This is a genomic window from Delftia sp. JD2, assembly GCF_001682645.1.
In the GTDB taxonomy this organism is placed as follows: Bacteria; Pseudomonadota; Gammaproteobacteria; order Burkholderiales; family Burkholderiaceae_C; genus Comamonas; species Comamonas acidovorans.
Genome location: NZ_LFJT01000043.1, coordinates 17,007 through 42,868 on the forward strand (window position 1 = coordinate 17,007; position 25,862 = coordinate 42,868).

Consider the following 25,862-nt stretch of genomic DNA (forward strand, 5'->3'; position numbering starts at 1 on the left):
CCCGTTCAGCAGGGCCGGGGCAGGCCGCCTCAAGTGTTCAAGATGTCTTGCGCTCAGGCGGAGACGGGGGTGGAACTGCCCCCCAGGTGCCGGGCCGGCCGGTGCGTGTAGCGGTCCAGGGCCAGGCCGTCCGTGCTGATTTCCGGGCTGCGGCCGGTGATCAGGTCGGCGATCAGCCGGCCCGAGCCGCAGGCCATGGTCCAGCCCAGCGTGCCGTGGCCGGTGTTCAGGAACAGGTTGGAGTAGCGCGTGGCGCCGATGATGGGCGTGCCGTCCGGCGTCATGGGCCGCAGCCCGGTCCAGAAGCTGGCGCGCGCCACATCGCCGCCCGGGAACAGGTCGTTGACCACCAGTTCCAGCGTGGCGCGGCGGCGCGGGTCCAGGCGCAGGTCGAACCCGCCCAGCTCGGCCATGCCGCCCACGCGGATGCGGTCGTCAAAGCGGGTGACGGCAATCTTGTAGGTCTCGTCCAGCACCGTGGACTGCGGCGCCAGCGCCGGGTTGCCCAGCGGCACGGTGAGCGAATAGCCCTTGACGGGGTAGACGGGCAGGTCCAGCCCCAGCGGCTCCAGCGCCTGGCGCGAGTAGCTGCCGAAGGCCATCACGTAGCGGTCGGCGGTCAGCAGCTCGCCATTCACGCGCACGCCGGCAATGCGGCCGCCTTCGACCACCAGGCCATCCACGTTCTGGTTGAAGCGCAACTCCACGCCCAGCCCGCTGGCGATGCGGGCCAGCTCGTTGGTGAAGCGGTGGCAGTCGCCGGTCTCGTCCTTGGGCAGGCGCAGGCCGCCCGTCAGCCGGTCGCGCGCCTGGGCCAGGGCGGGCTCCACCTGGGCCAGCTGGTCGCGGTCCAGCAGCTCGAAGGGCACGGCGCATTCGCGCAGCACGGCCACGTCGCGCTCCACGGCGTCCAGCTGGGCCTGGGTGCGGAACAGTTGCAAGGTGCCGCCCGTGCGCTGCTCGTAGGCGATGCCGGTGTCGGCGCGCAACTGCTGCAGGCAGCTGCGGCTGTACTCGGCCACGCGCATCATGCGTTCCTTGTTGACGGCATAGCGCTGGGCAGAGCAGTTGCGCAGCATCTGCGCCATCCAGCGCAGCTGGAACAGGCTGCCGTCCAGGCGCACGGCCAGCGGCGCGTGTTCCTGCAGTATCCACTTCAGGGCCTTGAGCGGAATGCCGGGCGCCGCCCAGGGCGTGGAGTAGCCGGGCGAGACCTGGCCTGCGTTGGCAAAGCTGGTTTCGGACGCGGGCGCATCCTGCCGGTCCAGCACCGTGACCTCGGCACCGGCCCGCGCCAGGTAGTACGCACTGGTCACGCCGATGACACCGCCGCCAAGAACAAGGACTTTCATACGATTCACCGCCAGGTCAACAAGATGAAATCAAAGTCTATTGACGATGAGGCAGTGGAAACCACTGAAATATTGCTACTCTCCAGTGATTGATAAGCCCCGGGAATCGCCGCCATGGCCGCCAAAAGTGAAAACCGCGTGCTCGACCGCACCGATCGCAAGATCCTCGACATCCTGCAGCGGGACGGCCGCATCTCCATGACCGATCTCGCCGAGCAGGTCAGCCTCTCGGCCACGCCCTGCTCGGAGCGCGTGCGTCGCCTGGAGCGTGATGGCGTGATCACCGGCTACCACGCCCATCTGTCGCCCGAGGCGCTGGGCAAGACGCTGCTGGTGTTCGTGGAGATCAAGCTGTCGTCCAAGTCGGGCGAGGTCTTCGACAAGGTGCGCCAGGAACTGCTGCACGTGCCCGACGTGCTGGAGTGCTTCCTGGTCTCAGGCAGCTTCGACTATCTGGTCAAAGCCCGCCTGGGCGGCATGCGCGAGTACCGCCGCCTGCTGGGCGACATCCTCAAGAAACTGCCCGTGCCGGCCGAGTCGCACAGCTATGTGGTGATGGAAGAGGTCAAGGAGACGCTGGCGTTGCCTGTGGACCGGTGAGGGCGCCGTCCTCGGCGTTCCAGGTTCGGATCTACCGCCATTCATCACTGTCATTTACTATTTGAAACGTTTGTCACAATAGATTCGATTCAAATTGGGTATTGTGCATTCCAATCAAAAAAGATATTGGGCGGCAGATGGGTTGTTATGCAGTTCCGCATTCATCGGCGTTCTCCGTTGAAAAGTAGGCAGGACGACAACTTGGAGTTCCATTCCAATGGCGGGATTGCAAATATTTGTCATTGGATGGTGGCTGTAGGGGATTGGTGATTTTTAAATTTCAATACCAGTGATACCTTGATAGCGCAAATCTATCTATTACTGGGAGTTCTATGAAAAATCACGCCCTCATGGCTGCCTTGATGGCCGGCGCAGCACTCTCGGCCTGCCCCCCCGCCAGCGCGCAAGTGACGCGTTACTACGGAGAGATGAGAACCTCCTACTCGGATTTCCAGGATCGCACGGCTTGTCCCCTGGGGTCTCACGGCTCATGCCAGGATTTTCCGAGGACCGCCCGCCTGGCCGGCTGGTTTGAAACGGCCGCACCCTTGCAGCCCAGTCTGGACGAGAGCGAAATAAGGGCGCTGGTGACTTCCTATAGTTTCTCGGACGGATTGAACACCTACAGCAGTTCCGATCCGGATGTGCGCGCATTCATATTCAGGGTTTCCACGGACAGTGGGTCCAATATCGTGAGAAACAGAATCCACCTTCAACGCTGGCTGACGGGAAACAATCCGCACCGCTCCATCAATCAAATTGGCCCGGGTGGATCTCCCAATGATGTGGATATGCTGAGCCGGTTTGAAATGGCCACGGAACAGGTGGGTGCCATGAACAACGCGATGTGCGCTTCCTTGTTCTCGGAAACATCCCAGCAGGTCAGTTATTCGGGGGAAAGCGACACTTGTTTGGGGACCTACGAGATACCCGGCAACGGCGTGTCCGTTGCGTGGACCGGGGCGCCCGTGCAAAACCAGAACGTCATGTCCTGGCACAGGGAGGCCGTGCATCCTGCCCTGTCGTTGACCCACAGCATCTCGCCCGCAGGCCAGGTGCAGGCGGGGCAGGAGGTGCGCTACACCATCACCGTCAGGAATACGGGGACCGTGCCCGCCACCCAGGCGCAGATTGCCGACAGCCTGCCTGCCGGCCTGGAGCGCGCCACCTGGATCTGTACGCCCGGCGCCAGCACGCCATGTCCCGTGGCGTCAGGCTCCGGATCGCTGGCAGTCACGGTGCCCGTGTTCGCGGCAGGAGACTCGCTGGTTTTCACCGTGATGGCCAGCGTGTCCAACCCGGCGCCCGCAACCATTACCAATGTGGCCACCGTGAATGCCGGGGACCCGTCGGTGCAGTGCATGCAAGCAGGGCAGGTCGTGGGAACGGTGCCGTGCATGGCTTCCGCGTCCATCAATACGGTGGCAGCTTTCCCCGGCGGTGGCCAGGTGACCCCCGTGCCGACGCTGCAGCACACAGCCCTTGCGGTCCTGAGCCTGCTGGCTGCAGCCATCGGATGGATGGGGCTGGGGCGGCGCCAGCGGGTCGGCGCGGGCCGCTGACGCGGCCACAGGGGCGCTGGCGCAGCTAGGTCGCGCTGGCGTCCTGCGCGGCGGCGCCCATTTTCTGGCGCGTGTCCTCGTCGAGCAGGCTGCGCACCTGGGCGAACAGAGGATCGGCGCCCGTGTACTTCCTGCCGTAGCCCAGGTTGAAGCCGTAGTCGAAATCCTGCGGGTTGATCCCCTGGTTGTGCTGCAGGATGGTCTCCAGCTTGTCCAGGGCCTTGACGGCGCGGGCCTCGGGGGTGGCGGCGTCTTCGTACTCCTGCCACAGGGCCATGATGGCGTCGCGGTGCTCGGGCTGCAGCGAGCGGGTCAAGTGCAGCAGGTCGGCCTTTTCCTGCGCGCTCTTGTCGGGGTGCTGGTTCTTTTCCACGGCGGGGATGTCGCCGTGGATGGCCTCGCCCAGGTCGTGGATCACGCACAGCTTGAGCAGCTTGAGCATGTCCAGCTGTGCGAACTGGTCCTCGAAGGCGATGGCCATCAGGCACAGGCGCCAGCTGTGCTCTGCCGTGCTTTCGGTGCGGCCTGTGGAGGTGTGGGCGCTGCGCAGCACGCTCTTGAGTTTTTCGGCCTCGCGCAGGAAGTCCAGGCGGCCCTTGATGTTGGCTGTATCCATGGTGGATATTCTCCCCGGCTTTCGCCGGGGCGGGGTTTGTGCATCCTCGGGCTCAGTCGATCAACCGCCCGTCCGCATCCCAGAACGGGTGCGGCCCGTCGAATTGCCCGCTGGCCACGGCATGGCTGACCAGTCGGCCGCCGTGCGGCAGGGCGTGCAGCATGAAGCCGGGCGGCTCCAGCGTCCAGGCCGATGCGGCGTCGGGTGCCAGGTCCAGGCAGACCTGGTGGGCGGGCGCAGGCGAGGTCATGGCCACGGTGCCGCCGAAGGCGACCTGGATGCTGCGGTGCAGGTGGCCGCAGATGACGCGCTGCACGTTGGGGTGGCGGCGCACCAGGTCTTCGAGTGCCTGTGCACCCTGCAGCAGGCCGATCTTGTCCATGTGGCCTATCAGGGTCTCGAAGGGCGGGTGGTGCATGGCGATGACCACGGGGCGGCCTTCGCTGGCGGCCAGTTGCAGCTCCAGCCATTGCAGGCGCTCCTCGCACAACGCGCCCTCGCTGTGGCCGGGCACCACGGTGTCCAGCGCGATCAGCCGCAGATCGCCAATGTCCACGGCGTACTGGATGAAGCCTTCGCTGCGCAGCCAGGTGTGCTCGGGAAAGGCGGTGCGCAGCGCGTCGCGGTCATCGTGGTTGCCGGGCAGCAGGTAGATGGGAAGTGTGCCCAGCGGCGCCAGCAGGCTGCGCAGGTGGGCGTATTCGGCGGGCCGGCCGAAGTCGGTCAGGTCGCCCGTGATCACGACGGCGTGCGGCTGCTGCGGCAGGGCGAGCACGCTTTGCACCGTGCGCTCCAGGTATTGGGCGGTATCGATGCGGCGGTAGGTCAGGCGACCGGGTTCGCGGATGTGCAGGTCGGTGAGCTGGGCCAGGAAGGTGGTCATGGAGGGGCGCAGGGTTTCAGGCGTGGGCATGGTTGGGCATCCATTGGTGAGGGGCGATGCGCAGGGCCACGCGGTCGCCCGATTGCGCGGCGTGGTCGCGGGCCACGTCGGCCATCAGCGGCGTGTGGCCCGCCAGTTCCAGCGTGAGCTGCAGGCGGTCGCCCAGGAAGACGCGGCGCGTCACCGATGCCGGCACGGCGCCCGGCGTGCCGGCGGCGCAGACCTCGATGTCTTCAGGGCGCAGCAGCAGCCGGGCCGCGCCCGTGCATTCGGCCGGGCAGGCCAGCTCCATGCCGGCCAGCGCCAGCCGGTTGCTGCGCGCATCGTCTTCGCTGCGTTCGACCTGGTTCACGCGCCCCAGGAAGGTGGCGACAAAGGGATGGGCCGGTCGGCGGTACAGGCTCTCACCGTCGCCCACCTGCAGGATGCGGCCTGCCTGCATGACGGCCATGCGGTCGGCAATGGCCATGGCCTCCTGCTGGTCGTGCGTGACGTGGACGGCGGTGATGCGCAGCTGGCGCAGCAATTGGGCCAGCTCGTCGCGCAGGGTTTCCTTGAGCTTGGCGTCCAGCGCGGTCAGCGGCTCGTCCAGCAACAGCACGCGCGGGCGCGATGCCACGGCGCGGGCCAGGGCTACGCGCTGGCGCTGGCCGCCGGACAGTTCGGCCGGGCGCTTGTGCTCCAGGCCGTTCAGGCGCACCAGATCCACCAGTTCGCCCACCACGCGGCGCTGCTCCTGCTCGGACACGCCGCGTATGCGCAGGCCGTAGCCAATGTTGGCCTGCACGCTCATCTGCGGGAACAGCGCGTAGTGCTGGAACACCATGCCCACCTGGCGCTTTTCTATGGGCACGCGGGTGACGTCGGTGTCGCCGAAGGCGATGCGGCTGCCCGCGTCCGGAGTCTCCAGCCCCGCGATGATGCGCAGCAGCGTGGTCTTGCCGCAGCCCGAGGGGCCGAGCAGGGCCAGCACCTCGCCGGGCTCCACGCGCAGGTCGGTGGCCTGCAGGCCGCGGGTGCCGTCGGCATAGGTCTTGGCGCACTGCCGGATGTCGATGGCGACGCTGTTACTTTCCATAATTCTTCTCGATGAAATGCCCCAGCGCCTGCAGCAGCCACATCACGGGCAGGATGACGATGAGGAAGATGAGGGTGTAGGCCGAGCCCACCTCGATGCGCATGGACGCATAGCTGTCGGCCAGGCCCACGGGCAGGGTGCGCGTCAGCGGCGTATGCAGCATCCAGGTCAGGTTGAACTCGCCCATGGACAGGGTGAACACCATCAGGCAGGCGGCCACGATGGCGGGCAGCACGGCAGGCACCAGCACGCCCAGGAAGCGCTGCGTGAACGAGGCGCCCAGGCTGCGCGCAGCCTCCTCCAGCGCCACCAGCTCCTGGCGGCGCAGCGCCGAGCCCACCATGCGCACCATGAAGGGCAGGGTGAACACCACATGGCCCACCAGGATGAAGGCAAAGCTCTGGCGGAAGGCGGCCACGCTGCCATAGGCCAGCAGCAGGGCCAGGGCGCTGGCCAGGCCCGGAATGGCCACGGGCAGCGTCAGCAGCTCCTCGAAATGCCGGGCCCAGGGCGAGCGGCTGCGCGCCAGCGCATAGGCGCAGGGCACGCCCAGCACCAAGGTCATGGCCACGCAGGCGCAGGCCAGCAGCAGCGACATCAGCACGGTATTGCCGTAGCCGGCCCAGACCTCGGCCAGCCAGCGCGTGGTCAAGCCGCTGGCCAGGCCCTGGCCGTAGTTCTGCACCAGCCCGGCCAGCACCGACAGCAGCATGGGCGCCAGCATGAACAGGGTGACGGTGGCCGTCACCAGCCACATCAGCGGCGGCATTTTTGGCCGCCGGGCCGCCCCAAGGCAAAAAGCGGCCCCTTCGGGGGGCAGCGGACCTTGCGCTGCAAGGGCAGCGTGGGGGCTATTTTTTTGTGTGGTCCGCATGGTCAGACTCCTGTGGCGGCCGGACCCGCCCAGCGCCGCGACAGCCACAGCACCAGCCAGGTGATCAGCCCCAGGCTGATCGACAGGCTGGCGGCCAGGGCGAAGTTGGCGTAGTTGGTGAACTCGTTGTAGATGGTGATGGGCAGTACCTCGAACTTGCTCGACAGCGTGAAGGCCGTGCCGAAGGCGCCGACCGACGTGGCGAACACGATGGCACCGCAGGCCAGCGTGGTGGGCAGCAGCTGGGGCCACCACACATCGCGCGCCACGCTCCAGCCATTGCCGCCCAGCGAGCGCGCGGCCTCTTCCAGGTGCGGGTCCAGCGCCTCGGCCGCTGCCGTGTAGGAGGCAATGGCGCGCGGCAGCGAGAAATACAGGTAGCCCAGAAACAGGCCCAGCAGCCCGTAGGCGAAGGTGATCCGCTCGCCGCCCAGGGCCACCGACAGGTCGGCCAGCGCGCCCTGGCGCCCGCCCAGCAGGATGATGAAAAAGCCGATGATCACGCCCGGAAACGACAGCGGCAGCGTCAGCAGCGACAGCAGCAGGCCGCGCCCCGTGAAGCGGTGGCGCGCCAGCGCAATGCCCATCACCGCGCCGATCATCAGCGTGGCCAGGGTCACGGCCAGCGACAGGGCCAGCGTCTGCAGCAGGCTTTGCAGGTACAGCGCGTCGGTCAGCGTGGCGAAGTAGGTGCGCCAGCCTTCACGCGCCGGCAGCGCCAGCAGCAGGCCGGCCGGCAGCAGCCAGAACGCGGCGAAGAAGGCCACGGCCGGCGCGCTGCAGGCCAGCAGCAGCGCGCGGGCGCGCCAGTCGCCTGGCGCTTGGGAGGGAATGCCCACGATGCAGTCCGCCTGGCTCAACGCACTTCACGCAGGTAGCGCGTGGAGAAGCCCTTTTGCACATCGGCCATCTTCTGGTAGTCCACCGAGGTGGCGCGTGCGTACTCGCTGGCGGGCAGGAAATGGCCGGCCACCTCCTTGGGCAGGGCCACGTCGCGCACCGGGCGCAGGTAGGCGTTGGCCCAGATGGACTGGCCCTTGTCGGACAGCACATAGTCCAGCACCTTCTTGCCGTTGTCCGTGTGCGGCGCCTTGTTCACCAGGCTCATCACATAGGGCATGACCACGGTGCCTTCCTTGGGGATCACGAAGTCCACGTCGGCCTTGTCCTTGTAGCGGGCGCGGTAGGCGTTGAAGTCGTAGTCCAGCAGGATGCCGATCTCGCCCGACAGCAGGCGCGCATACGAGGTCTGCTTGGGCACGATGGGCTCGTTCTTCTGCAGCTTCTTGAAGTAGTCGATGGCGGGCTGGAAGTTGTCCAGCGTGCCGCCCATGGCCTGATTCACGGCCACGGCGCCCACATAGCCCACGAAGGCCGAGGCCGGGTCCAGGTAGCCCACCAGGCCCTTGTATTCGGGCTTGAGCAGGTCTGCCCAGGACTGCGGCACGGGCTTGCCGCCCAGCGCCGCCTTGTTGACCATGAAGCCCAGCGTGCCCGAGTGGATGGTCACCCACTCGCCCTTGGGGTCCTTGAGGCCGGCGGGAATCTGGTCCCAGTTGGCGGGCTTGTAGGCGGCGACCACACCGTCTTTCTGCGCCTGGATGGCGAAGGTCACGCCCAGGTAGGTCACGTCGGCCACGGGGCTGGCCTTCTCGGCCACCAGCTGGGCCAGCGACTGGCCGGAGTTCTTGTTGTCGGGCGGCACGGTGATGCCGGTATCGGCCTTGATGGCCTTGATCTGCGTGCCCCAGTCGGCCCATTCGGGCGGGCAGTTGTAGCAGATGGCGCTCTGGGCCAGCGCCGTGCCGCAGACGGCGGTGGTGGCGGCCAGCAGGGCCAGGCGCTTGAAGGAGGGCTTGAAGGAGAGCTTGAAGGGGAGGGCAGTCAGTTTCATGGTGCGTACTCGAAGAGGTGGGGGAGCGTTGGGAAGGGAAGGGCGCGGCCTTGGCTTGCGCGGGCCGCTGTTGTTGGTTTCAGAGCCGGCAGGACTCGCCGCTGCGCCAGCCATGCGGCAGGCACAGGCTGTCTTGCGCGGCCAGGTTTTTCTTGCCCGCCAGCGCATCGCACAGCAGGCGCACGCAGGCCGAGCCGATGTCGTGGTTGGGCTGGGAAATCGAGGCCAGCGAAGGCGTGAGATCGCCCGCCATGGCAATCCCGTCAAAGCCGACCACGCTGAGGTCCGCAGGCACGCGGAACCCGGCCAGCGATGCCGCGCGGATGGTGCGTATCGCCAGCAGATCGTTGCTGCAGACAATGGCCGTGGGCGGAGCCTGCTCGCTCAGGTGCTGCTGCAGCATCTGCACGGCGGTGGCGGCAAAGGGCACCTCCCAGACGGGCAGCGGCGACAGGCCTGCGGCCTGCATGCCCAGCGCATAGCCACGGCAACGCTGCTGGGCGCGGTCGGACGCGCGCAACTGGCCCGTGACCATGCCGATGCGGCTGTGGCCTGCCGCAGCCAGGCGCAGCACCAGCTCCCTGACGGCACCCGTGTTGTCCACGCCCACGCAGGCATGCTCATGGGTGTGGTGATAGGCCAGCACATAGGGCTTGCCGGCCTGGCGCACACGCGCCAGCGCCGCCGAATCGCCAGGGTTGGAGACCACCAGCACCAGCGCATCCACCCCGCTGGCCAGCAGCCGCGTGGTGGCCGCGTCTTCACCGGCGTGGTCGTATTCGGTGGTGCAGGGCGAAATCGCATAGCCGCGCAGCGCCGCCTGCGAGGCAATGCCCTGCAGGCACTCGGCAAACACCGGATTGGTGAGCGTGGGCAGCACCACGCCCAGCACCTTGCTGCTGCGCGTGCGCAGCGTGCGGGCGCTGGCATTGGCCACATAGCCCACTTCCTGCGCCACGCGCAGCACCGTGCTGCGCGTTTGCGCATTGACCACCTCCGGCGAATTGAAAACCCGCGAAACAGTGGCGACGGACAGTCCCGCGCGGCGTGCAACCTCGGTGATGCTCATGGATGTAAACGATTTCTTGAAAACGTTTACATTGCACCCGCTGCGCGTGACGGTGCGGTGACGGAGATTTGAAGCTTTTGTGGCAGCTAGGCGTCTGGCGGCTTGGGGCCCTGGCGTTGCCCGGTACCTAGACTGCCGTAGATGCAGCCCGCTGGCGCCGAATCCAGCTGATGAAGGCCGAAAGCTCTGCGTTGAAACGAGCTCTGGGTGCCTCGGGCGTCCTTGCCTGCGCCAGAAAGAAAGCCATGGACTGCGCCATTTCCGGATGGAGCTGCGCAAAGCAATCGGCGAACTCCTCCAGCTTGCGCGGCCAGAAGCCCCCTGAGCAGGGGCGCAGCACATTGGTGGCCCGGATCAGCTTGCGTGCGGCTTCGCGTTGCAGACGCAGGGCCTCCGTGTCGTCCCTGGTTCCGGAAATGCGCTGCAGGTAGTCGTTCAGCACCTGCACGTAGTCGCCATTGACGGCCTGTGCAATCGCCCTGGACGGCTCGAACGCCTCAAACTGCTGCGCCAGGTCTTCTCCATGGATGCAGCGGCACTCATGCTTGAGCCAGTAGCCCCAGCTGTAGAGATGGGCCGGGTCCAGCACCTCTTGCCGAGTGCCCAGGTCGAAATCGATCTTCACGACTTCTTTGTGACGTAGTTGCAGGTCCTGGCGCGATTGTTCCAACCGGGCGCTCTCCTGCCTGGAGAGGGGGCGGGCCAGCACGATCGTCAGGTCCAGGTCCGAGAAGCCTGCCCTTGCGCAGCCGCGCGCCACGCTGCCATACAGGTAGAGGCTGTCCAGCGCCTCACCAAGGTCGCTGGCGATGGCTGCGCGCGCATCTGCCACCAGGCGCTGGAACTCGGGCTGGACAGGATCGTTGGGGATGAGGTCCAGAGTGCGGGGCGCGTGAGGATCGCTGCAGGAGTGCATGGGGATGCCTGGGCTTATCGCCCGCTCATTCGTCTGCCGCAAGCCGCGCATAGAGCGCATAGTCCCTGGGCATTCCGCGAACCAGCCTGAACGAACGCAGCAGCCCCTCATGCCGGTACCCGCAGGCCTGCACGACCTTGGCCGAGGCCTGGTTCGACTCCAGCACCGCAGCCTGGATGCGGATGAAGCCGTATTCCTGAAAGGCCCATCGGGTCACTGTCGCGCACAGGGCCTTGGCTATGCCGCGTCCCCAGTACTCCGGGGCGAGGTCGTAGGCGATTTCGGCGGTGCGGTTCACGCCGGAGATGGTGTGAAAGCCGATGCAGCCCACCATCCGGCCACTGCGGGCATCGACGACGGCCAGGCGGCGCTGGGAGTCGGCGGACGGGGACTCGAACGCATCGAACAGCGGCAGCAGGTCGTCGCCTGAGGCGAGGTTCCAACTGGTGTGCTCGGTGACGGCGGGCAGCCTCAGGTAGGCGTACCAGGCGCCGATGTCCGAGCGTTCGATCTGGCGAAGGGAGATTCCGGGCAGCTCCGGTACGGGGGGATGGTGTATGCGCATGGGTTCCGGGATGGCAGCACCGGGCTTGCCCGGCAGGCACGATTGTGGACCGGCGCCAGCGCGAACTCTGTGAACAAGCCTGAAACCTACAACCCGCCGACAGGCCCAGGCATACGATTTGTAGCGATTGGAAACCGCCCACCGCTTGCGGCATGCCGCATGCCGCAAGCGCGCAGGCGGGGTCCAACGCCAAGAATCACAACTCCAAGCTTCCTATGTCTTCATTCGATACCCAACTGCTGCTCATCGCGCTGGCCAGTGTGCTGGTCCTCGTCGCGCTGATCGTCTCGCGCATCCGTCTTCATCCCTTGCTGGCGCTGCTGGTGGTTTCCATCGGCGTGGGCTTTGCCACGGGCATGGCGCCGGGCGAGATCGTCAAGAACCTCACCAACGGGGCCGGCAAGACGCTGGGCGCGGTGGGCGTGGTGATTGCCCTGGGCGCCATGCTGGGCAAGATCCTGGCGGACTCCGGCACCACCGAGCGGCTGGCCAGTGCCATCCTGCAGCGCACGTCCGAGCGCATGATTCCCTGGGCCATGACCCTGGTGGCCTTCGTGATCGGCATCCCCATGTTCTTCGAGGTGGGGCTGGTGGTCATGCTGCCGCTGATCTTCAGCGTGGCGCGCAAGCTGGAAAGCAATGAGCGCTTCAAGGGATCGGCCTATGTCTATGTGGGCGTGCCCGTGATCGCCGCGCTGGCCGCCATGCACGGCATGGTGCCGCCGCACCCGGGCCCGCTCACCGCCATTGCCACGCTGCACACCACGGTCGGCCCGACCATGCTGTACGGCTTTCTGGCCGTGATTCCCGCCATGGTGCTGGGTGGCCCGCTGTACGGCGCCTTCATCACGCCGCGCATGAGCACGCGCCCCGATGCAGCCCTGCTGGAGCAGTTCACATCAGGCAAGAAGGAAGGCGGGGAGGGCAGTGCGCCCAGCATCGGCATGGGCGTGCTGTGCGCCTTGCTGCCCGCGCTGCTGATGCTGGTGCATGCGCTGGCCGAGGTGCTGCTGCCCAAGGATTCGGGCCTGCTGCATGCGGCGGCCTTCCTGGGCAATCCGCTGGTGGCCATGCTGCTGGGCGTGGTGTTTGCCTCCATCACCCTCGGCTATCTGCGCGGCGCCGATGCCGAGAAGCTGCGCGACGCGCTGGGCCAGAGCCTCAAGCCCATCGCCGGCATCATGCTCATCATTGCGGGCGGCGGTGCGTTCCAGCAGATCCTGACCAGCGCCAAGGTGGGCGATGCCATCGTCCACATGACCCAGCAGTTCGCCCTGCCTCCGCTGGTGCTGGGCTGGATGATCGCCATGCTGCTGTCGGTGTCCACCGGCTCGGCCACCGTGGGCATCGTGGGAGCGGCGGGCCTGCTGGCGCCGCTGGCGGCCTCCGATCCTGCGCTGAACGTGCCGCTGCTGGCGCTGGCCATTGGCTGCGGCTCGCTGTTCTTCAACTACGCCAACCACGCGGGCTTCTGGATGGTGAAGGAGTCGTTCGGCATGAGCATGGGCGAGGCCACCAAGACGATTACCGTGGTCCAGTCCATCGTGTCCTTTGTGGGCCTGCTGATGGTGCTGCTGTTCAATCTGCTGCCCAAGCTGGGATAGGTGAAAGGCATGAGGCGGGCCGCCGGCGGCCGCTTCGATGCCGCGGCAACCACCAAGAGAGGGCACTACTTCCGGTTCGACTGCGAATTGCCCCAGTCGCGACAGGGAAAATGCCGCCCCGTACAGGTGCGGTACCCGGCGCCGCTTCAACGCGCGGCCGGCAATTCACCTATACTGATGGAGGTGCTGTCCTTGTTGTTCGCCTCCTCAGTGCCCGTCTGACACCTTCGCGGTCTCCGGGCTGCCGTTAGCCGCCCACTGTCACAAAGTCTGTGACGAGGTCCGCAACTGTCACTCTCAACGGCGAGCACCACGCGAATCCAACCCACCTCCCGGGTCCGCACTCTCCCTGCCACCTGCAGGGTCCTCTTTTCCCTTTTTCGATGCTCCGCTGCCTGCGTGCAGCGGTCATCCTGCGCTGGCCCAAGGCCGCAGCATGGTGCTGCACCAGCAACTTGCGGCGACGCAACCCTTTCAACATGTACTCACAGGAGTCCCATTGGCTAAAGAAGAACTGATCGAAATGCAAGGCCGGGTAGACGAAGTGCTGCCTGATTCCCGCTTCCGCGTAACGCTGGAAAACGGCCACCAGCTCATCGCCTATACCGGCGGAAAAATGCGCAAGCACCGCATCCGCGTGCTGGCCGGCGACAAGGTGACGCTTGAAATGTCGCCCTATGACCTGAACAAGGGTCGCCTCACGTTCCGCCACATCGAGCAACGCTCCGGCGCACCGGGCCCGCGTCCTCCGCAGCGCCGCTGAAGCCCGCCGGCCCGCTTCTGTTGCAGAGCGGGCATTCGGGGCGCAGGCAGGACCGGGCTCTGTGCCTGGTTGCCTGATCGGCAGCCCCAGTCAGCTTTCCAAGCAGCCCCGACGGCCCGACCGCCTGGAGGGCACCAGACGGATCAGGCGAGTCCGTCTGCTTATTTGGACATGGCGTCCTTGCCCATGGAATCCTTCTTCATTCCATCCTTGGACATGCCATCTTTGTGCATGCCGTCCTTGGACATCGAGTCCTTCTTCATCCCGTCCTTGGACATGGAGTCTTTCTTCATGCCGTCCTTGGCCATGGAGTCCTTCTTCATTCCATCCTTGGACATCGAATCCTTGGACATGGCTCCGTTGGACATGCCGTCCTTCGCCATCTCATCCGCAGCGAATGCCGTGGTGGCACCGGCCAGGGCGAGGCAGGTGGCGAGCAGGGTGGTGGTGAGCTTGGTCATTTGAGTCTTCCTTTGGATTAGCGGTTTGCGGGATTGCAAATCGGCCGGCTTTGGATGGGCCCGGCCTCGCACCTTCGTTGGCGGCCCAGCGGCTTGGAAGGCCGCTCAGCTGCCTCCGAACCAGTTGTAGCCCTGGTCTTCCCAGTAGCCGCCGGAGTAGGTGTTGGTGACGAACATGGCCTGGATGTGCTTCGGGTTCTTGTAGCCCAGCTTGGTGGGCATGCGCAGCTTCATCGGAAAGCCATATTTGGGCGGCAGGGGCTGCCCGTCGTAAGTCAATGCCATCAGCGTCTGCGGATGCAGGGCCGTGGCCATGTCGATGCTGGTGAAGTAGTCGTCCACGCACTTGAAGCCGACGTACTTGGCACTGGTGTCGGCGCCTATGTGGCGCAGGAAATCGGCAAAGCGCACGCCGCCCCAGCGGCCTATGGCGCTCCAGCCTTCCACGCAGATATGGCGCGTGATCTGTTCGTCCTGCGGCATGGCGCGCAGCTCGGCCAGGGTCCAGGCATGGCGGTCGGCGACCATGCCGGTCACCTCCAGGCGCCAGCTGGCCCCGTCCACCTCGCGCACCTCGTCCTCGCCGTAGTAGGCATTGAAGGGGAAGGGGCGCGTGATCTCGGCTGCTGAATAGGTGGGCGCCAGCCGCGTGGGGCTGAAGAGCAGGCCCTGCACGCGGTCGTTGAAGCGCGATACCTGGCTGAGCGCGGCCTCGACGTGGCTGTCATCGCTGATGCTGCAGCCCGTGAGCAGGGACAGGCCGCCCAGCGTCAGCGAGCGCTGCAAGAAGGCGCGGCGTGCGGGCTGGTCGAGCTTGCGGGCGATCAGCGAGCGTGCCTCGTGCACCACGGCCGCGCCATCGACGCCGGGCAGGGAAGGGGCTTTGAAGATTTTCATGGGGACTTGGGCGCACGGCCGTGGATCATGGTCAGGAAGGTCCGGGGCACCAGGGCGACCATTGCCAGGTGCACGACCACGAAGGCCACCAGCGCGGACATGCCGAAGAAGTGCACGCGCCGTGCGGATTCATAGCCGCCCAGCAACTCGCGCAGCAGCGGGAACTGCACGGACTTCCAGAGCACCAGGCCCGACAGCACGATCACCACTAGGTCCAGCACCACGAATAGGTAGGCCAGCTTTTGCACATGGTTGTAGCGGGCCGGGTCGGCGTGCGAGAGCCGGCCCTTGAGGGCGGCCACCAGGTCCTGGCGCACGCCCTGCACGCTGACGGGAAAGAACTTGCGCAGCCACCGGCCGCTGGCGATGTTGAGCAACAGGTACAGCAATCCGTTGAACACCAACAGCCACATGGCCGCGAAATGCCATTGCAGCGCCCCGCCCAGCCAGCCGCCCAGCGTGATCGAGCCCGGAAAGCTGAAATCAAAGAACGGCGCCGCGTTGTAGATGCGCCAGCCGCTGGTCACCAGGATGACCACGGCCAGCGCATTGAGCCAATGCGTGAGGCGCAGCCACAGCGGGTGGATGCGCTGGCCATCCTGGGGCTGTGCCGGTTGGGGGGTGATGAGGGCGGTGTTCATGGGTCCCATTGTTGGAGGGACCCCGTAGCGGATGTATCACGCAAACTTCAATTAATCGTGATAACTCCCAAGACCTGCTCAGCCCGCCTGGGCGCACCCGGCCAGATAGTCCACCAGCGTGCGCGCCGCAGGCGATAGCCGGCTGCCGTCCCTGAAGCAGATGGCGAACTGCCGCCGCGCCCAGGCATCGGTGAGCGGCACCATGTTCACGCCTTGCACACCTTGCCCGCCCTGACCGGAGCCCGCCATGCCCAGGATCTCCCTGGGCATGATGGCCACGCCCAGGCCGGCGCGCACGCAGCGGATCGTGGCGTCGAAGGAGCTGACCACGGCGCGGTAATTGATGGGCCGGCCGATGATGGCGGCCGCCCGCGCCAGCATGGTGTAGACGGCCGTGGAGGCTGGCAGGCCCACATGCTCGCAATCCAGCGTTTCGCTGAAGCTGCAGCTGTCGCGCAAGGCCAGCGGGTGGCCGGCCGGCACGGCCACGGCCAGGGTGTCGCAGCGGTAGGGCAGGGTCTGCAGGCCCTCCAGATCGGCCGCGTTCCAGCACACGCCCACCAGGGCCAGGCCTTCGCGGATGGACCGGATGATTTCGCTGCTGGTCAGCTCCTCGATATCCACGCGGATCTGCGCGTGCTCGGGCTTTTGCAGAAAGGCCGCAATGTCATCGGGCAGCGACTCGGCAATCGACGAGACCGAGGCCAGTATCCGCACCTGTCCCTTCACGCCATGCTGGTAGGCCGCCATGTCGCGGGCCGCGCGGTCGGCGCTGGCCAGCATGGCGCGTGCGTGCTCCAGCAGCATCAGCCCGGCTGCGGTGGGCACCACGCCCCGGCGGTGGCGCTCCAGCAGCGGGGCCTGCACCTGCTCTTCCAGCAGTGCCATGCGCTTGCTGATGGCCGATGAGCCGATGTGCTGCTGCTCGCCCGCGCGGGCAATATTGCCCAGGTCGCAGGCGGCGACAAAGAGCCGCAGCGTGGTCAGGTCCAGATCTTTCATGGTGGTTATGGATTTCCATTTGGGAAACTCTGAGCCGAAAAATTATCGCTTCTGCACGCTGGTGGGAATGTCTAAAGTGCCATTCAAGACAAACCACCCCACGCGAACCTTCCCATGCCAGAACCCATCCGTGCTCCGCAGTCCGCCGTCATCCGCGAGGTTGGCCTGCGCGATGGCCTGCAAAGCATCCAGACCGTGCTGTCCACCGAGCGCAAGAAGGAATGGATACGCGATGCCTACGCTGCCGGCCAGCGCGAGATCGAAGTCGGCTCCTTCGTCCCCGCACGCCTGCTGCCGCAACTGGCCGACACGGCCGAGCTGGTGGCCTATGCCCGAACGCTGCCGGGCCTGTTCGTCTCCGTGCTGGTGCCCAATCTGCGCGGAGCCGAAAGCGCCCTTGCCAGCGGGGCCGACCTGATGCTGGTGCCGCTGTCGGCCAGCCATGCCCACAGCCTGGCCAACCTGCGCAAGACGCCCGATGAGGTCGTGGCCGAGGTGGCCCGCATGCGTGCCGCACGCGATGCCGCAGGTTCGAAGATGCTGATCGAAGGCGGCATTGGCACGGCCTTCGGCTGCACGCTGCAGGGCAGGGTGGAGCCGGCCGAGGTGCTGCGCTGCATGCAGGCCCTGCTGGACGCGGGGGCCGACCGCGTCAGCATGGCCGACACCGTGGGCCATGGCGGGCCGGGCCAGGTGCAATCGCTGTTCGAGCAGGCGAGGCGCATTGCGGGCGAACGCTTTTGGTGCGGCCACTTCCACGACACGCGCGGCCTGGCGCTGGCCAATGTGCATGCGGCCCTGCAGACCGGCGTCACGCGCTTTGACGCCACGCTGGCCGGCATTGGTGGCTGCCCCCATGCGCCCGGCGCCAGCGGCAATGCCTCCACCGAAGACCTGGCCTTCATGCTGGACACCATGGACATCGACACGGGCCTGGACATCGAGGCCCTGCTGCGCCTGCGCGCCAAGGTGGCCGCCTGGCTGGACGGCGAAAGCCTGCATGGCGCGCTGTGGCGCGCGGGCTTGCCGCGCAGCGTCACCGCCGACGCAGCCCCCGCCGCTGCATGAACCCCTTACCTTCCCACGAGCACACCTGTATGGCCACCGAACCCCTGCTGCCGCTGTCCGGCATCCGCGTCATCGAATTCACCCACATGGTCATGGGCCCCACCTGCGGCATGATCCTGGCCGACCTGGGCGCCGAAGTCATCAAGGTCGAGCCACCGGGCGGCGACAAAACGCGCACGCTGCCTGGCCTGGGCATCGGCTTTTTCCGCAGCTTCAACCGCAACAAGAAAAGCGTGGTGCTGGACATCACCACCGAAGCGGGCCGCGCCACCGCTGCTGAACTGGCCGCTGGCAGCGACGTGGTGCTGGAGAACTTCCGCCCCGGCCTCATGCAGTCCCTGGGCCTGGACTACGCCACGCTGTCGCAGCGCGCGCCCGGTCTCATCTACGTCAGCCACAAGGGCTTTCTGCCCGGCCCCTACGAGAAGCGCCTGGCGCTGGACGAGGTGGTGCAGATGATGGGCGGCCTGTCGTACATGACCGGACCCGTGGGCCGGCCGCTGCGCGCGGGCACCAGCGTCAACGACATCATGGGCGGCATGTTCGGCGCCATCGGCGTGCTCGCCGCCCTGCGCGAGCGTGAGCGCACCGGGCGCGGCCAGGAGGTGCAAAGCGCGCTGTTCGAGAACTGCGTCTTCCTGTCCTCCCAGCACATGCAGCAGTACCTGATGACGGGAGAGGCACCGCCGCCCATGCCTTCGCGCGTATCGGCCTGGAGCGTCTACGACGTGTTCACCCTGGCCGGTGGCGAGCAGCTGTTCATCGGCGCCGTCAGCGACAAGCAGTTCGCCACCCTGTGCCGCGTGCTGGACCGTGCCGACCTGCTGCAGCGCCCCGAATATGCCGACAACGCCGCCCGTGTGGCCGTGCGCCCCCAACTGCTGGCCGAGCTGGGCGCCATCCTGGCCAGCCATGAATCGGCCCGGCTCGCGCCGCAGCTGGAGGCCGCAGGCATTCCCTACGCGCCCATCACGCGGCCCGAGCAACTGGTGGACGACCCGCACCTGCGCCAAAGCGGCGGCCTGGCTTCCATGCAGACCGAAGACGGCGGCCAGACCGACGTGGTGCTGCTGCCCCTGCTCATGAACGGCCACCGTCCCGGCGTGCGCATGCCGCTGGCCGGGATTGGCGAGCACACCGAAGAAATCCTCGGAGCCCTTGCATCACGGACCTGACAGCCAACCCCGGGCGCCGAAGGCCGCAGAAAAACCACCCCGGCGCGCATGAGACAACACAAAAAGGAGACAACCCCATGCACTCGTCCCATCCCACCCGCCGCCGCACCCTGCTGGCCCTGGCCGGCGCATCGCTGGGGGCCGCTGCCCTGGGCGTGCGCGCCCAAAATGGCACGCCGCTGCGCGTCATCCTGCCCGTGGGGGCAGGCTCGGGCGCCGACACCATCGTGCGCTCGGCCCAGACTGCGCTGGTGCGCTCGCTGGGCGGCCAGCCCGTGGTCATGGAGAACCTGCCGGGTGCGGGCGGCATCACGGGAACGCAGATGCTGGTCAAGGCGCCGGCCGATGGCAACACCATCGCCTTCATCTCCAACAACCACGCCGTCAACCCCAGCGTCTTCAAGAAGCTGCCCTACGACAGCCTGGCCGACATCACGCCGCTGTCCATCGTCGGCGGCTCGCCCTTCGTGCTGGTCGTCCACCCCAAGGTGGCGGCGCGCAATGCGCGCGAACTGCAGGCGCTCATGAAGGCGCGGCCCGGCGATCTCAACTACGCCTCGTCCGGCAACGGCACCATCTTCCACCTCGCGGCCGAAGTCTTTCTGGATGCGGCCGGCACCACGGCACGCCACATTCCCTACAAGGGCGTCGGCCAGATGGTGGTGGACCTGCTCAGCGGGCAGGTGGACTTCGGCGTGATCGCCGTGGGCACGGCGCAGGCGCACCTGAAATCCGGCGCGCTGCGCGCCATCGGCATCATGGGCCGCGAGCGCGTGGCATCGCTGCCCGATGTGCCCACTGTGGCAGAGCAGGGCTTTCCCGGCGTGGACATCGCCGGCTGGGTGGCCGCCATCGGCCCCAAGGGCATGCCGCCCGCCCAGGTGCGGCGCCTGCACGACGGCATCGCCTCTGCCTTTGCCGACCCCGAGGTCAAGGCCGGCTTTGCACGGCGCGACGAATACACCGTGCTCAACAGCCCCGAGGCGGCAGCCCAGTTCCTGCGCTCCGAGCAGGAACGCTTTGCGCGCCTGGTCAAAAAAGCCAATGTCACGCTGGAGTAAGCGCATGGCCCTCTATCGTTATCGGAACAAGGCACCGCAGCTGCCCGCATCCGCCTATGTGGCGGCCGAGGCCACGCTCATCGGCGACGTCACACTGGGCGAGGGCGCCAGCCTCTGGCCCGGCGCCGTGGCGCGCGGAGACAACGAACCCGTGCGCATAGGCGAGGGCAGCAACGTGCAGGAAGGCGCCGTGCTGCATGCCGATCCCGGCTTCGCGCTCACCCTGGCTGCCCATGTCACCGTGGGCCACCAGGCCATGCTGCATGGCTGCAGCGTGGGGGAGGGCTCGCTCATCGGCATACAGGCCGTGGTGCTCAACGGTGCCGTCATCGGCGCGCACAGCCTGGTGGGTGCCGGCGCCATCGTCACCGAAGGCAAGCAGTTCCCTCCGCGCTCGCTGATTCTTGGCGCCCCCGCCAAGCTGGTGCGTACGCTCAGTGACGAAGAAGTCGCGGGCCTGCTGCAAAGCGCCGCCAGCTACGTGGAGCGTGCAATGTCCTTTCGTCAGGAGCTGCAGCGCATTGACTGATTCCCTGAACCCGCAGACCGACGCCGTGCGCATGCCCGCCGCAGCGCTGCAAGCCTGGGCTGCTGGCGTGCTCCAGGCCTTTGATGTGAGCGCATGCCACGCGCAGGCCACCGCCCAGGCATTGGTGCGCACCAGCCTGCGCGGCGTGGACACGCATGGCGTGGCAAGACTTCCGCCCTATGTGCAGCGCATCCGCGAAGGCACCATCCATACACGGGCCAAGCCCAGCCTGCAGGAGCGCAACGGCCTGCTGCGCTGCCATGGCGACCATGCCCTGGGCCAGCCCGTGCTGGAGCTGGCGCTGCAAGCCTGCCTGGACAGGGCCGCAAGCCAGGCCGTGGTGGCCTGCCACATCGAGGCCTGCGGCCACCTCGGCGCCCTGGGCGTGCTGCTGCTGCCCGCCGTGGAACAGGGCTGCATGGCCCTGCTGTGCCAGCGCACGCCGCCCATCATGGCCATGCCCGGTGCCACGCGGCCTGCGCTGGGCAACAACCCCATCGCCTTCGCCGCGCCCGTGGCCGGACGGCCGCCACTGGTCTTCGACATGGCCCTGAGTGTGGTCGCACGCGGCGCCGTCATGGCTGCCGCCCGCGACGGCCATGCGCAAATCCCGCCGCATTGGGCGCTGGACGCACACGGCCATCCCACCACCGATCCCCACGCCGCACTGCAGGGCGCCATGCAGCCCATGGCCGGCCACAAGGGCCTGGGCCTGGCCATGGTGGTCGAATGCCTGGCGGGCGCGCTGGGCGGCGGCCTGTTTCAGCCCGCTGTACCCGGATCGGCGGAAGGTTCCACCGCCAACGCCTGCGCCTTTCTGCTGGTCATCAACCCAGCCCTGGCCGCACCGTCACCCCGGGGATTTGACAACTACATGGCCAACTGGATCACCGGCCTGCTCGCGGCCCAGGGCACCCAAGGCCGCTATCCCGGACTGCGCCAGCATGAATGCGAGCTCCAGCGCCGCGGCGAAGGCATCCCTCTGTCGTCTGCGCTGATCAATGAGTTGCAGGCGCTGGCACGGCTCAGCGGGGTGGCGCTGGCGTTGTGAGCGACGGATCTGCAGCCGGTTGGCCGGACGACATCGCCGCCTCCAGCCCGCTTCTCGGGAAGACCGGGCTGTAGTTCACCTGGATCTCGGAGAGCTTGTCATTCACCCGCGTCGTCATGAAATAGCGCGGCATGCCGAATCCCACTTTCATCACCAGGCCGCGAAGCTCGGAGAGGGCGCCGACCTTCACATCGGGATCGACCAGCACGGCAATGCGTGCCGTGCTTTTGGCATCGGGGGCTGCGGTCAGCTTCTTGGAGAGTGTGTTTCTCAACTGAGCCGGACTGACCCGCTGGCCATCCAGGCTGTACGGCCGATCATTGCCGCTTGCCGCATGCATTTCGATCACGGTCAGATCCGCAGCAAGAGCGGGTGGGCCGAGCAGGGCGGCCAGCAGCAGGAATCTTGTTGGTTTCATGGTTCTGTTGTGCGATGCAGAGCTTGTTGACTCACTCGCTCTGTGAGCTTGTACCAGCTCGTCCCCACTTCTCCCAATTTCCCCCCAGATCGGTCGCAAGAATTCCTGTGCAACTCCAGGAAAAGACCATGATTGATTTCTCGCAAACCAACGCTTCACGCATTCGCCCGGCCCTTGTGCTGGCTGTGGCGGCCTTCGCGGCGGCCTGCAGCCATGCGCAGGGCCACGGGGGGCACGGCAATCCGCCGTCGCCGCCGCCCGAGGCCTATACGGCCTGCCAGGGCAAGGCCGAGGGCGACAGCGTGACGCTGACCATGCGCGATGGCAAGACGCTGGCCGGCACCTGCCGCAGCCTGAACGGGCAGCTGGTGGCCATGCCAGCCGGCGGACCCGGCGCAGGCGGGCCGCCGCCCCATCCGCAGCAGTGATCGCGTGGCCCGGCGGGCCACGCCGCCGGGCTGTCTGCAACCCCACGGGCCTGCGCACAGGCCCTCATGAAAAGCCATCCCCATGAACCATTCTCACGATGCCCATGATCTTGCCCACGACGTGGGCCTTCAGCACGATCTGCAAGTCATGGCGCGCCGCCTGTTCGACCGGCGCCGCATGCTGGGCCTGATGGCCTCTGGCGGCGCCGTGGCGCTTCTGTCCGCCTGTGGCGGCGGTGGTGATTCCAGTGATTCGACAGGAACCGGCACGGGCACCGGAACCGGGACAGGAACGGGCACCGACACGGGCACAGGCACAGGCACAGGTACGGGAACCACGACCACCACCTGCATGGTCGATCCCACGGAAACCGAGGGCCCTTACCCCGCCGACGGCTCCAACGGCTCGCGCGGCAGCCTGGTCAACGTGCTGTCGCAAAGCGGCGTGGTGCGCAGCGACCTGCGCAGCAGCTTTGGCGGCATGAGCGGCACGGCTGCAGGCCTGCCGCTGACGCTCAGGATCACCCTGGTCAACGTCAGCACCAACTGCAGCCCGCTGGAAGGCTATGCCATCTACCTGTGGCATTGCACCCGCGAGGGCGAGTATTCGCTGTACTCCACCGACCTGCTGAATCAGAACTTCCTGCGCGGCGTGCAGGCGACGGACAGCAATGGCGAATGCACCTTTGTGACCATCTTCCCGGGCTGCTATGACGGGCGTTGGCCGCACATGCACTTTGAGGTGTTCCGCAGCCTCAACACGGCCGGCAGCTACACCAACAAGCTGCTGACCTCGCAGATGGCCATGCCCAAGGACGTGGCCAGCGCCGTCTATGCCGGTGTCAGCGGCTACAGCGCCAGCGTCTCCAACCTGTCGCGGGTCAGCGTGACATCGGACAATGTCTTCGGCGACAACACCAGCGAGCAGATCGCCTGGCAGACGCCCACCTTCACCGGAGACACCACCAATGGCCACACCGCCACGATATCCATCGGCATTGCCGTCTGACGCAGCAACTGAATGAGCCTCCGCCTCCCGCGCCTGAAGCTGCAGCACAAGGCCTTCTTCGCCCTGGCCGTGCTGCTGGTGGCCCTGCTGCTGGTGTTTCTCGGCTTCTCGCGCCTGGGGCTGCAGAGGGGCTTGGGGCCCTACATGGCCGAGGTGGAGCTGACCGGCATGGACGGGCTGGCCGAGCGGCTGGTCCAGCACCATGAGCAAAACGGCGGCTGGGATGCGGCGCGCGCCAACCCCGGTTTCTGGCGCGACATGGTGCGCCCGGGCGCAGGCATGGGCCGGGGCTTTCCTGCGGGCGAGCCCGGGCCACGGCCCCCCATGCCCATGCCCATGCCGGAGCCGAGGCCTGGCTTTGAGGGAAGCCACGGTCCGGGGCCGGGCCCGGAGTTTCCGCCGCCACCTGGGCCGGAAGGCGGAGAGCCTGCCGATCGCTCAGAGCGCTCCGACCGTACAGACCGCCCTGGCCCGCCGCCAGACCGCCCGTTCGGCGGCCCGTGGGCGCGCGTGGGCCTGCTGGATGCCCAGGGCCAGCTCATCTCCGGCATGGCGCCGCAGCCCGGTGCGGCGCACCGCGTTCTGCGCGCCGCCAACGGGCAGGCCATTGGCGAGATCGTGCTGTCCCCCGTGCAGACCGGGCAGGGCATGCAGCGCGACCTGGACCGCGCCTTCCTCGCGCAGCAGATGGACTTCGTGGCCTGGACCGGGCTGGCCGGCCTGCTGTTGGCGCTGCTGCTGTCGGCCTGGCTCACGCGGCGCTGGCTGGAGCCGCTGACCGCCTTTGTCGACGGCCTGCGCGGCATTGCGGCCGGGCGGCTGGACACGCGCGTGGCCATCAAGGGCGATGCGGAGCTGGCTCGCCTTGCGGAAACCTTCAACGACATGGCCGTGCAGCTGGCCACCATGGAAGCTTCGCGCCAGCGCTGGCTGGCCGACGTTGCGCATGAGCTGCGCACGCCCCTGTCCACCATGCGCGCCGAGGTCGAGGCCGTGCAGGACGGCGTGCTGCCCATGGACGACCGCATGGCGCTGCGCCTGCACCGGCAGATCATGCGGCTGATACGGCTGGTCAGCGACCTGCGCGTGAGCCTGGACGACCCGCAGGCCCTGCACGGCTCGGGCCATGTGCCCGTGCATGTGCTGACCCTGCTGGGTGAGGCGCTGGACGGCGCGCGGCCCGGCTTCGAGCAGGTGGGCATCGGCCTGGACCGCTCCACCGTGGACCAGTTGGCCGCGCGCGTTCCGCCGCCGCTGGTGCAGGGCGACCCGCACCGGCTGCACCAGGTGTTTGCCAACCTGCTGGAGAACAGCCTGCGCTACACGGCTGCGGGCGGGCGGCTGCAGGTGTCCGCCGAAATCGTCCAGATGCAGGACCGCAGCATGCTGCAGCTGTGCTGGGACGACACGGCTCCCGGCGTGGCCAGCCCGCACCTGCCGCGCCTGTTCGACCGCCTCTACCGCGTGGATGCCTCCCGCGTGCGCGACGGCGACGGCCTGGGCGGCTCCGGCCTGGGGCTGGCCATCTGCCGCACCATCGTCCAGGCCCATGGCGGCAGCATCGAGGCGGCTGCCTCGCTGCTGGGCGGCCTGCGCATCACGCTGTGGCTGCCCTTGCTGGAAAATCCCGCGCCATGAAGCCTGCCCGCATCCTCCTGGTCGAAGACGAGACCGACATGGCCGCCATCGTCATCGACTACCTGCGCCATGCAGGCTACGAAGTCGAGCACATCCGCCACGGGCGCGAGGCACTGGACCGCATGCTGCGCTCCCCGCCCGACCTCACCGTGCTGGACATCATGCTGCCGGGGCTGGACGGCCTGGACATCCTGCGCCAGTTCCGCCCCCACAGCGCCAGCCCCGTCATCCTGCTCACCGCGCGTGTCGAGGAAATGGACCGCCTGCTGGGCCTGGAGCTGGGCGCGGACGACTACATCTGCAAACCCTTCGCCCCGCGCGAAGTCGTGGCCCGCGTCAAGGCCGTGCTGCGCCGCAGTGCCGGCCCCGGCCCCGCGCAGCAACGCCTGACGCTGCTGCCCGAGCAGGGCCGCGCCATGCTCAACGGCAGTGTGCTGCCGCTGACCAAGCGGGAGCTGACCTTGCTGCAGGCCCTGATGCGTCAGCCCGGCCGCCTGTACTCCCGCGCGCAGCTGCTGGAGCTGGCCTGCGCCGACACGCTGGACGTGAACGAGCGCGCCATCGACAGCCACATCAAGAACCTGCGCAAGAAACTCAAGGCGGCGGACGACCGCCATGAGTGGATTCGCTCCGTCTATGGCGTGGGCTTTGCGTTCGAGCCCGATGGCGGGTCCGACACGCGGGCGCAGTGAAGGCCAGGCGAGGGCA

General features: G+C 67.2%; 28 protein-coding genes. 13 read left to right on the forward strand and 15 right to left on the reverse strand.

Features of this window, described 5'->3' with window-relative positions:
* Window positions 1-53 precede the first annotated feature (53 nt).
* Window positions 54-1,352, reverse strand: coding sequence for a D-amino acid dehydrogenase (locus ACM14_RS20850; RefSeq protein WP_065347193.1), 1,299 nt, complete (start codon window positions 1,350-1,352; stop codon window positions 54-56).
* Between the two features lie 114 nt (window positions 1,353-1,466).
* Here ACM14_RS20850 and ACM14_RS20855 point away from each other — a divergent pair, with 114 nt between their 5' ends.
* Complete coding sequence (locus ACM14_RS20855) at window positions 1,467-1,952, forward strand: winged helix-turn-helix transcriptional regulator (protein ID WP_013802900.1); 486 nt, start codon at window positions 1,467-1,469, stop codon at window positions 1,950-1,952.
* Between the two features lie 332 nt (window positions 1,953-2,284).
* Window positions 2,285-3,514, forward strand: coding sequence for a DUF11 domain-containing protein (locus ACM14_RS20860; RefSeq protein WP_065347194.1), 1,230 nt, complete (start codon window positions 2,285-2,287; stop codon window positions 3,512-3,514).
* A 25-nt stretch (window positions 3,515-3,539) separates the two neighbouring features.
* Here the strand turns inward: ACM14_RS20860 and ACM14_RS20865 are convergent, their stop codons facing one another.
* The 9 genes from ACM14_RS20865 to ACM14_RS20905 form a co-directional block, all read right to left on the reverse strand.
* Window positions 3,540-4,130 (reverse strand): HD family hydrolase, encoded by a 591-nt coding sequence (locus ACM14_RS20865; protein ID WP_065347195.1) that lies wholly within the window; start codon window positions 4,128-4,130, stop codon window positions 3,540-3,542.
* Window positions 4,131-4,182: 52 nt separating this feature from the next.
* Window positions 4,183-5,043 (reverse strand): phosphodiesterase, encoded by an 861-nt coding sequence (locus tag ACM14_RS20870; RefSeq protein WP_065347196.1) that lies wholly within the window; start codon window positions 5,041-5,043, stop codon window positions 4,183-4,185.
* Window positions 5,030-6,091, reverse strand: coding sequence for an ABC transporter ATP-binding protein (locus ACM14_RS20875; RefSeq protein WP_065347197.1), 1,062 nt, complete (start codon window positions 6,089-6,091; stop codon window positions 5,030-5,032). The genes ACM14_RS20870 and ACM14_RS20875 overlap by 14 nt, the downstream gene beginning before the upstream one ends.
* On the reverse strand, window positions 6,081-6,848 hold the full coding sequence (locus ACM14_RS20880) for an ABC transporter permease (RefSeq protein ID WP_065347198.1): 768 nt from the start codon (window positions 6,846-6,848) through the stop codon (window positions 6,081-6,083). The genes ACM14_RS20875 and ACM14_RS20880 overlap by 11 nt, the downstream gene beginning before the upstream one ends.
* Before the next feature lie 119 nt (window positions 6,849-6,967).
* Window positions 6,968-7,825 (reverse strand): ABC transporter permease, encoded by an 858-nt coding sequence (locus ACM14_RS20885; RefSeq protein ID WP_065347199.1) that lies wholly within the window; start codon window positions 7,823-7,825, stop codon window positions 6,968-6,970.
* Window positions 7,822-8,859 carry an ABC transporter substrate-binding protein gene (locus ACM14_RS20890; RefSeq protein ID WP_012204963.1) on the reverse strand — a complete coding sequence of 346 codons (1,038 nt, stop codon included), beginning with the start codon at window positions 8,857-8,859 and terminating at the stop codon, window positions 7,822-7,824. Before ACM14_RS20890 ends, ACM14_RS20885 begins: the two co-directional genes overlap by 4 nt.
* Before the next feature lie 79 nt (window positions 8,860-8,938).
* Entirely contained in the window at window positions 8,939-9,928 is a 990-nt protein-coding gene (locus tag ACM14_RS20895) for a LacI family DNA-binding transcriptional regulator (RefSeq protein ID WP_065347200.1), read from the reverse strand.
* 127 nt (window positions 9,929-10,055) lie between these two features.
* Window positions 10,056-10,844: a nucleotidyltransferase domain-containing protein gene (locus ACM14_RS20900; RefSeq protein ID WP_065347201.1), complete on the reverse strand. Its 789-nt coding sequence runs from the start codon at window positions 10,842-10,844 to the stop codon at window positions 10,056-10,058.
* A gap of 25 nt (window positions 10,845-10,869) precedes the next feature.
* Window positions 10,870-11,409, reverse strand: a complete 540-nt coding sequence (locus ACM14_RS20905) for a GNAT family N-acetyltransferase (protein WP_065347202.1) — start codon at window positions 11,407-11,409, stop codon at window positions 10,870-10,872.
* A 215-nt stretch (window positions 11,410-11,624) separates the two neighbouring features.
* On the opposite strand from ACM14_RS20905, the gene ACM14_RS20910 reads away from it, so the two are divergent.
* Window positions 11,625-13,013 (forward strand): GntP family permease, encoded by a 1,389-nt coding sequence (locus tag ACM14_RS20910; protein ID WP_065347203.1) that lies wholly within the window; start codon window positions 11,625-11,627, stop codon window positions 13,011-13,013.
* Window positions 13,014-13,512: 499 nt separating this feature from the next.
* The gene (gene infA, locus ACM14_RS20920) at window positions 13,513-13,776 is read left to right on the forward strand and encodes a translation initiation factor IF-1 (RefSeq protein ID WP_012204971.1); all 264 of its coding nucleotides are present in this window, start codon (window positions 13,513-13,515) and stop codon (window positions 13,774-13,776) included.
* Window positions 13,777-13,937: 161 nt separating this feature from the next.
* On the opposite strand, the gene ACM14_RS20925 is transcribed toward infA, so the two are convergent.
* From ACM14_RS20925 to ACM14_RS20940, 4 genes are all read right to left on the reverse strand, one after another.
* Window positions 13,938-14,237 (reverse strand): pentapeptide MXKDX repeat protein, encoded by a 300-nt coding sequence (locus ACM14_RS20925; RefSeq protein WP_065347205.1) that lies wholly within the window; start codon window positions 14,235-14,237, stop codon window positions 13,938-13,940.
* Between the two features lie 105 nt (window positions 14,238-14,342).
* A complete protein-coding gene (locus ACM14_RS20930) occupies window positions 14,343-15,134 on the reverse strand; it encodes a molybdopterin-dependent oxidoreductase (protein ID WP_043822678.1) in 792 nt (263 codons plus the stop codon).
* Window positions 15,131-15,775 (reverse strand): cytochrome b/b6 domain-containing protein, encoded by a 645-nt coding sequence (locus ACM14_RS20935; RefSeq protein ID WP_172642962.1) that lies wholly within the window; start codon window positions 15,773-15,775, stop codon window positions 15,131-15,133. The genes ACM14_RS20930 and ACM14_RS20935 overlap by 4 nt, the downstream gene beginning before the upstream one ends.
* A gap of 78 nt (window positions 15,776-15,853) precedes the next feature.
* Complete coding sequence (locus ACM14_RS20940) at window positions 15,854-16,777, reverse strand: LysR family transcriptional regulator (RefSeq protein ID WP_012204975.1); 924 nt, start codon at window positions 16,775-16,777, stop codon at window positions 15,854-15,856.
* 114 nt (window positions 16,778-16,891) lie between these two features.
* On the opposite strand from ACM14_RS20940, the gene ACM14_RS20945 reads away from it, so the two are divergent.
* The 5 genes from ACM14_RS20945 to ACM14_RS20965 all read left to right on the forward strand — a co-directional run bounded on the left by ACM14_RS20945 (window position 16,892) and on the right by ACM14_RS20965 (window position 21,661).
* On the forward strand, window positions 16,892-17,845 hold the full coding sequence (locus ACM14_RS20945) for a hydroxymethylglutaryl-CoA lyase (RefSeq protein ID WP_065347206.1): 954 nt from the start codon (window positions 16,892-16,894) through the stop codon (window positions 17,843-17,845).
* Between the two features lie 29 nt (window positions 17,846-17,874).
* Entirely contained in the window at window positions 17,875-19,020 is a 1,146-nt protein-coding gene (locus ACM14_RS20950; RefSeq protein WP_017407219.1) for a CoA transferase, read from the forward strand.
* Window positions 19,021-19,097: 77 nt separating this feature from the next.
* Window positions 19,098-20,081 (forward strand): tripartite tricarboxylate transporter substrate binding protein, encoded by a 984-nt coding sequence (locus tag ACM14_RS20955; protein ID WP_065347207.1) that lies wholly within the window; start codon window positions 19,098-19,100, stop codon window positions 20,079-20,081.
* A gap of 4 nt (window positions 20,082-20,085) precedes the next feature.
* Window positions 20,086-20,610, forward strand: a complete 525-nt coding sequence (locus ACM14_RS20960; RefSeq protein WP_065347208.1) for a gamma carbonic anhydrase family protein — start codon at window positions 20,086-20,088, stop codon at window positions 20,608-20,610.
* Window positions 20,603-21,661: an Ldh family oxidoreductase gene (locus tag ACM14_RS20965; protein ID WP_254662109.1), complete on the forward strand. Its 1,059-nt coding sequence runs from the start codon at window positions 20,603-20,605 to the stop codon at window positions 21,659-21,661. The genes ACM14_RS20960 and ACM14_RS20965 overlap by 8 nt, the downstream gene beginning before the upstream one ends.
* Here the strand turns inward: ACM14_RS20965 and ACM14_RS20970 are convergent.
* The gene (locus ACM14_RS20970) at window positions 21,636-22,079 is read right to left on the reverse strand and encodes a hypothetical protein (RefSeq protein ID WP_065347209.1); all 444 of its coding nucleotides are present in this window, start codon (window positions 22,077-22,079) and stop codon (window positions 21,636-21,638) included. The genes ACM14_RS20965 and ACM14_RS20970 overlap by 26 nt on opposite strands.
* A 128-nt stretch (window positions 22,080-22,207) precedes the next feature.
* Here ACM14_RS20970 and ACM14_RS20975 point away from each other — a divergent pair, with 128 nt between their 5' ends.
* From ACM14_RS20975 to ACM14_RS20990, 4 genes are all read left to right on the forward strand, one after another.
* Entirely contained in the window at window positions 22,208-22,507 is a 300-nt protein-coding gene (locus ACM14_RS20975) for a hypothetical protein (RefSeq protein WP_065347224.1), read from the forward strand.
* 82 nt (window positions 22,508-22,589) lie between these two features.
* On the forward strand, window positions 22,590-23,516 hold the full coding sequence (locus ACM14_RS20980; RefSeq protein WP_065347210.1) for an intradiol ring-cleavage dioxygenase: 927 nt from the start codon (window positions 22,590-22,592) through the stop codon (window positions 23,514-23,516).
* Between the two features lie 12 nt (window positions 23,517-23,528).
* Entirely contained in the window at window positions 23,529-25,154 is a 1,626-nt protein-coding gene (locus tag ACM14_RS20985) for an ATP-binding protein (protein WP_065347211.1), read from the forward strand.
* Entirely contained in the window at window positions 25,151-25,846 is a 696-nt protein-coding gene (locus tag ACM14_RS20990; protein WP_012204984.1) for a response regulator, read from the forward strand. The genes ACM14_RS20985 and ACM14_RS20990 overlap by 4 nt, the downstream gene beginning before the upstream one ends.
* Window positions 25,847-25,862: the final 16 nt, after the last annotated feature.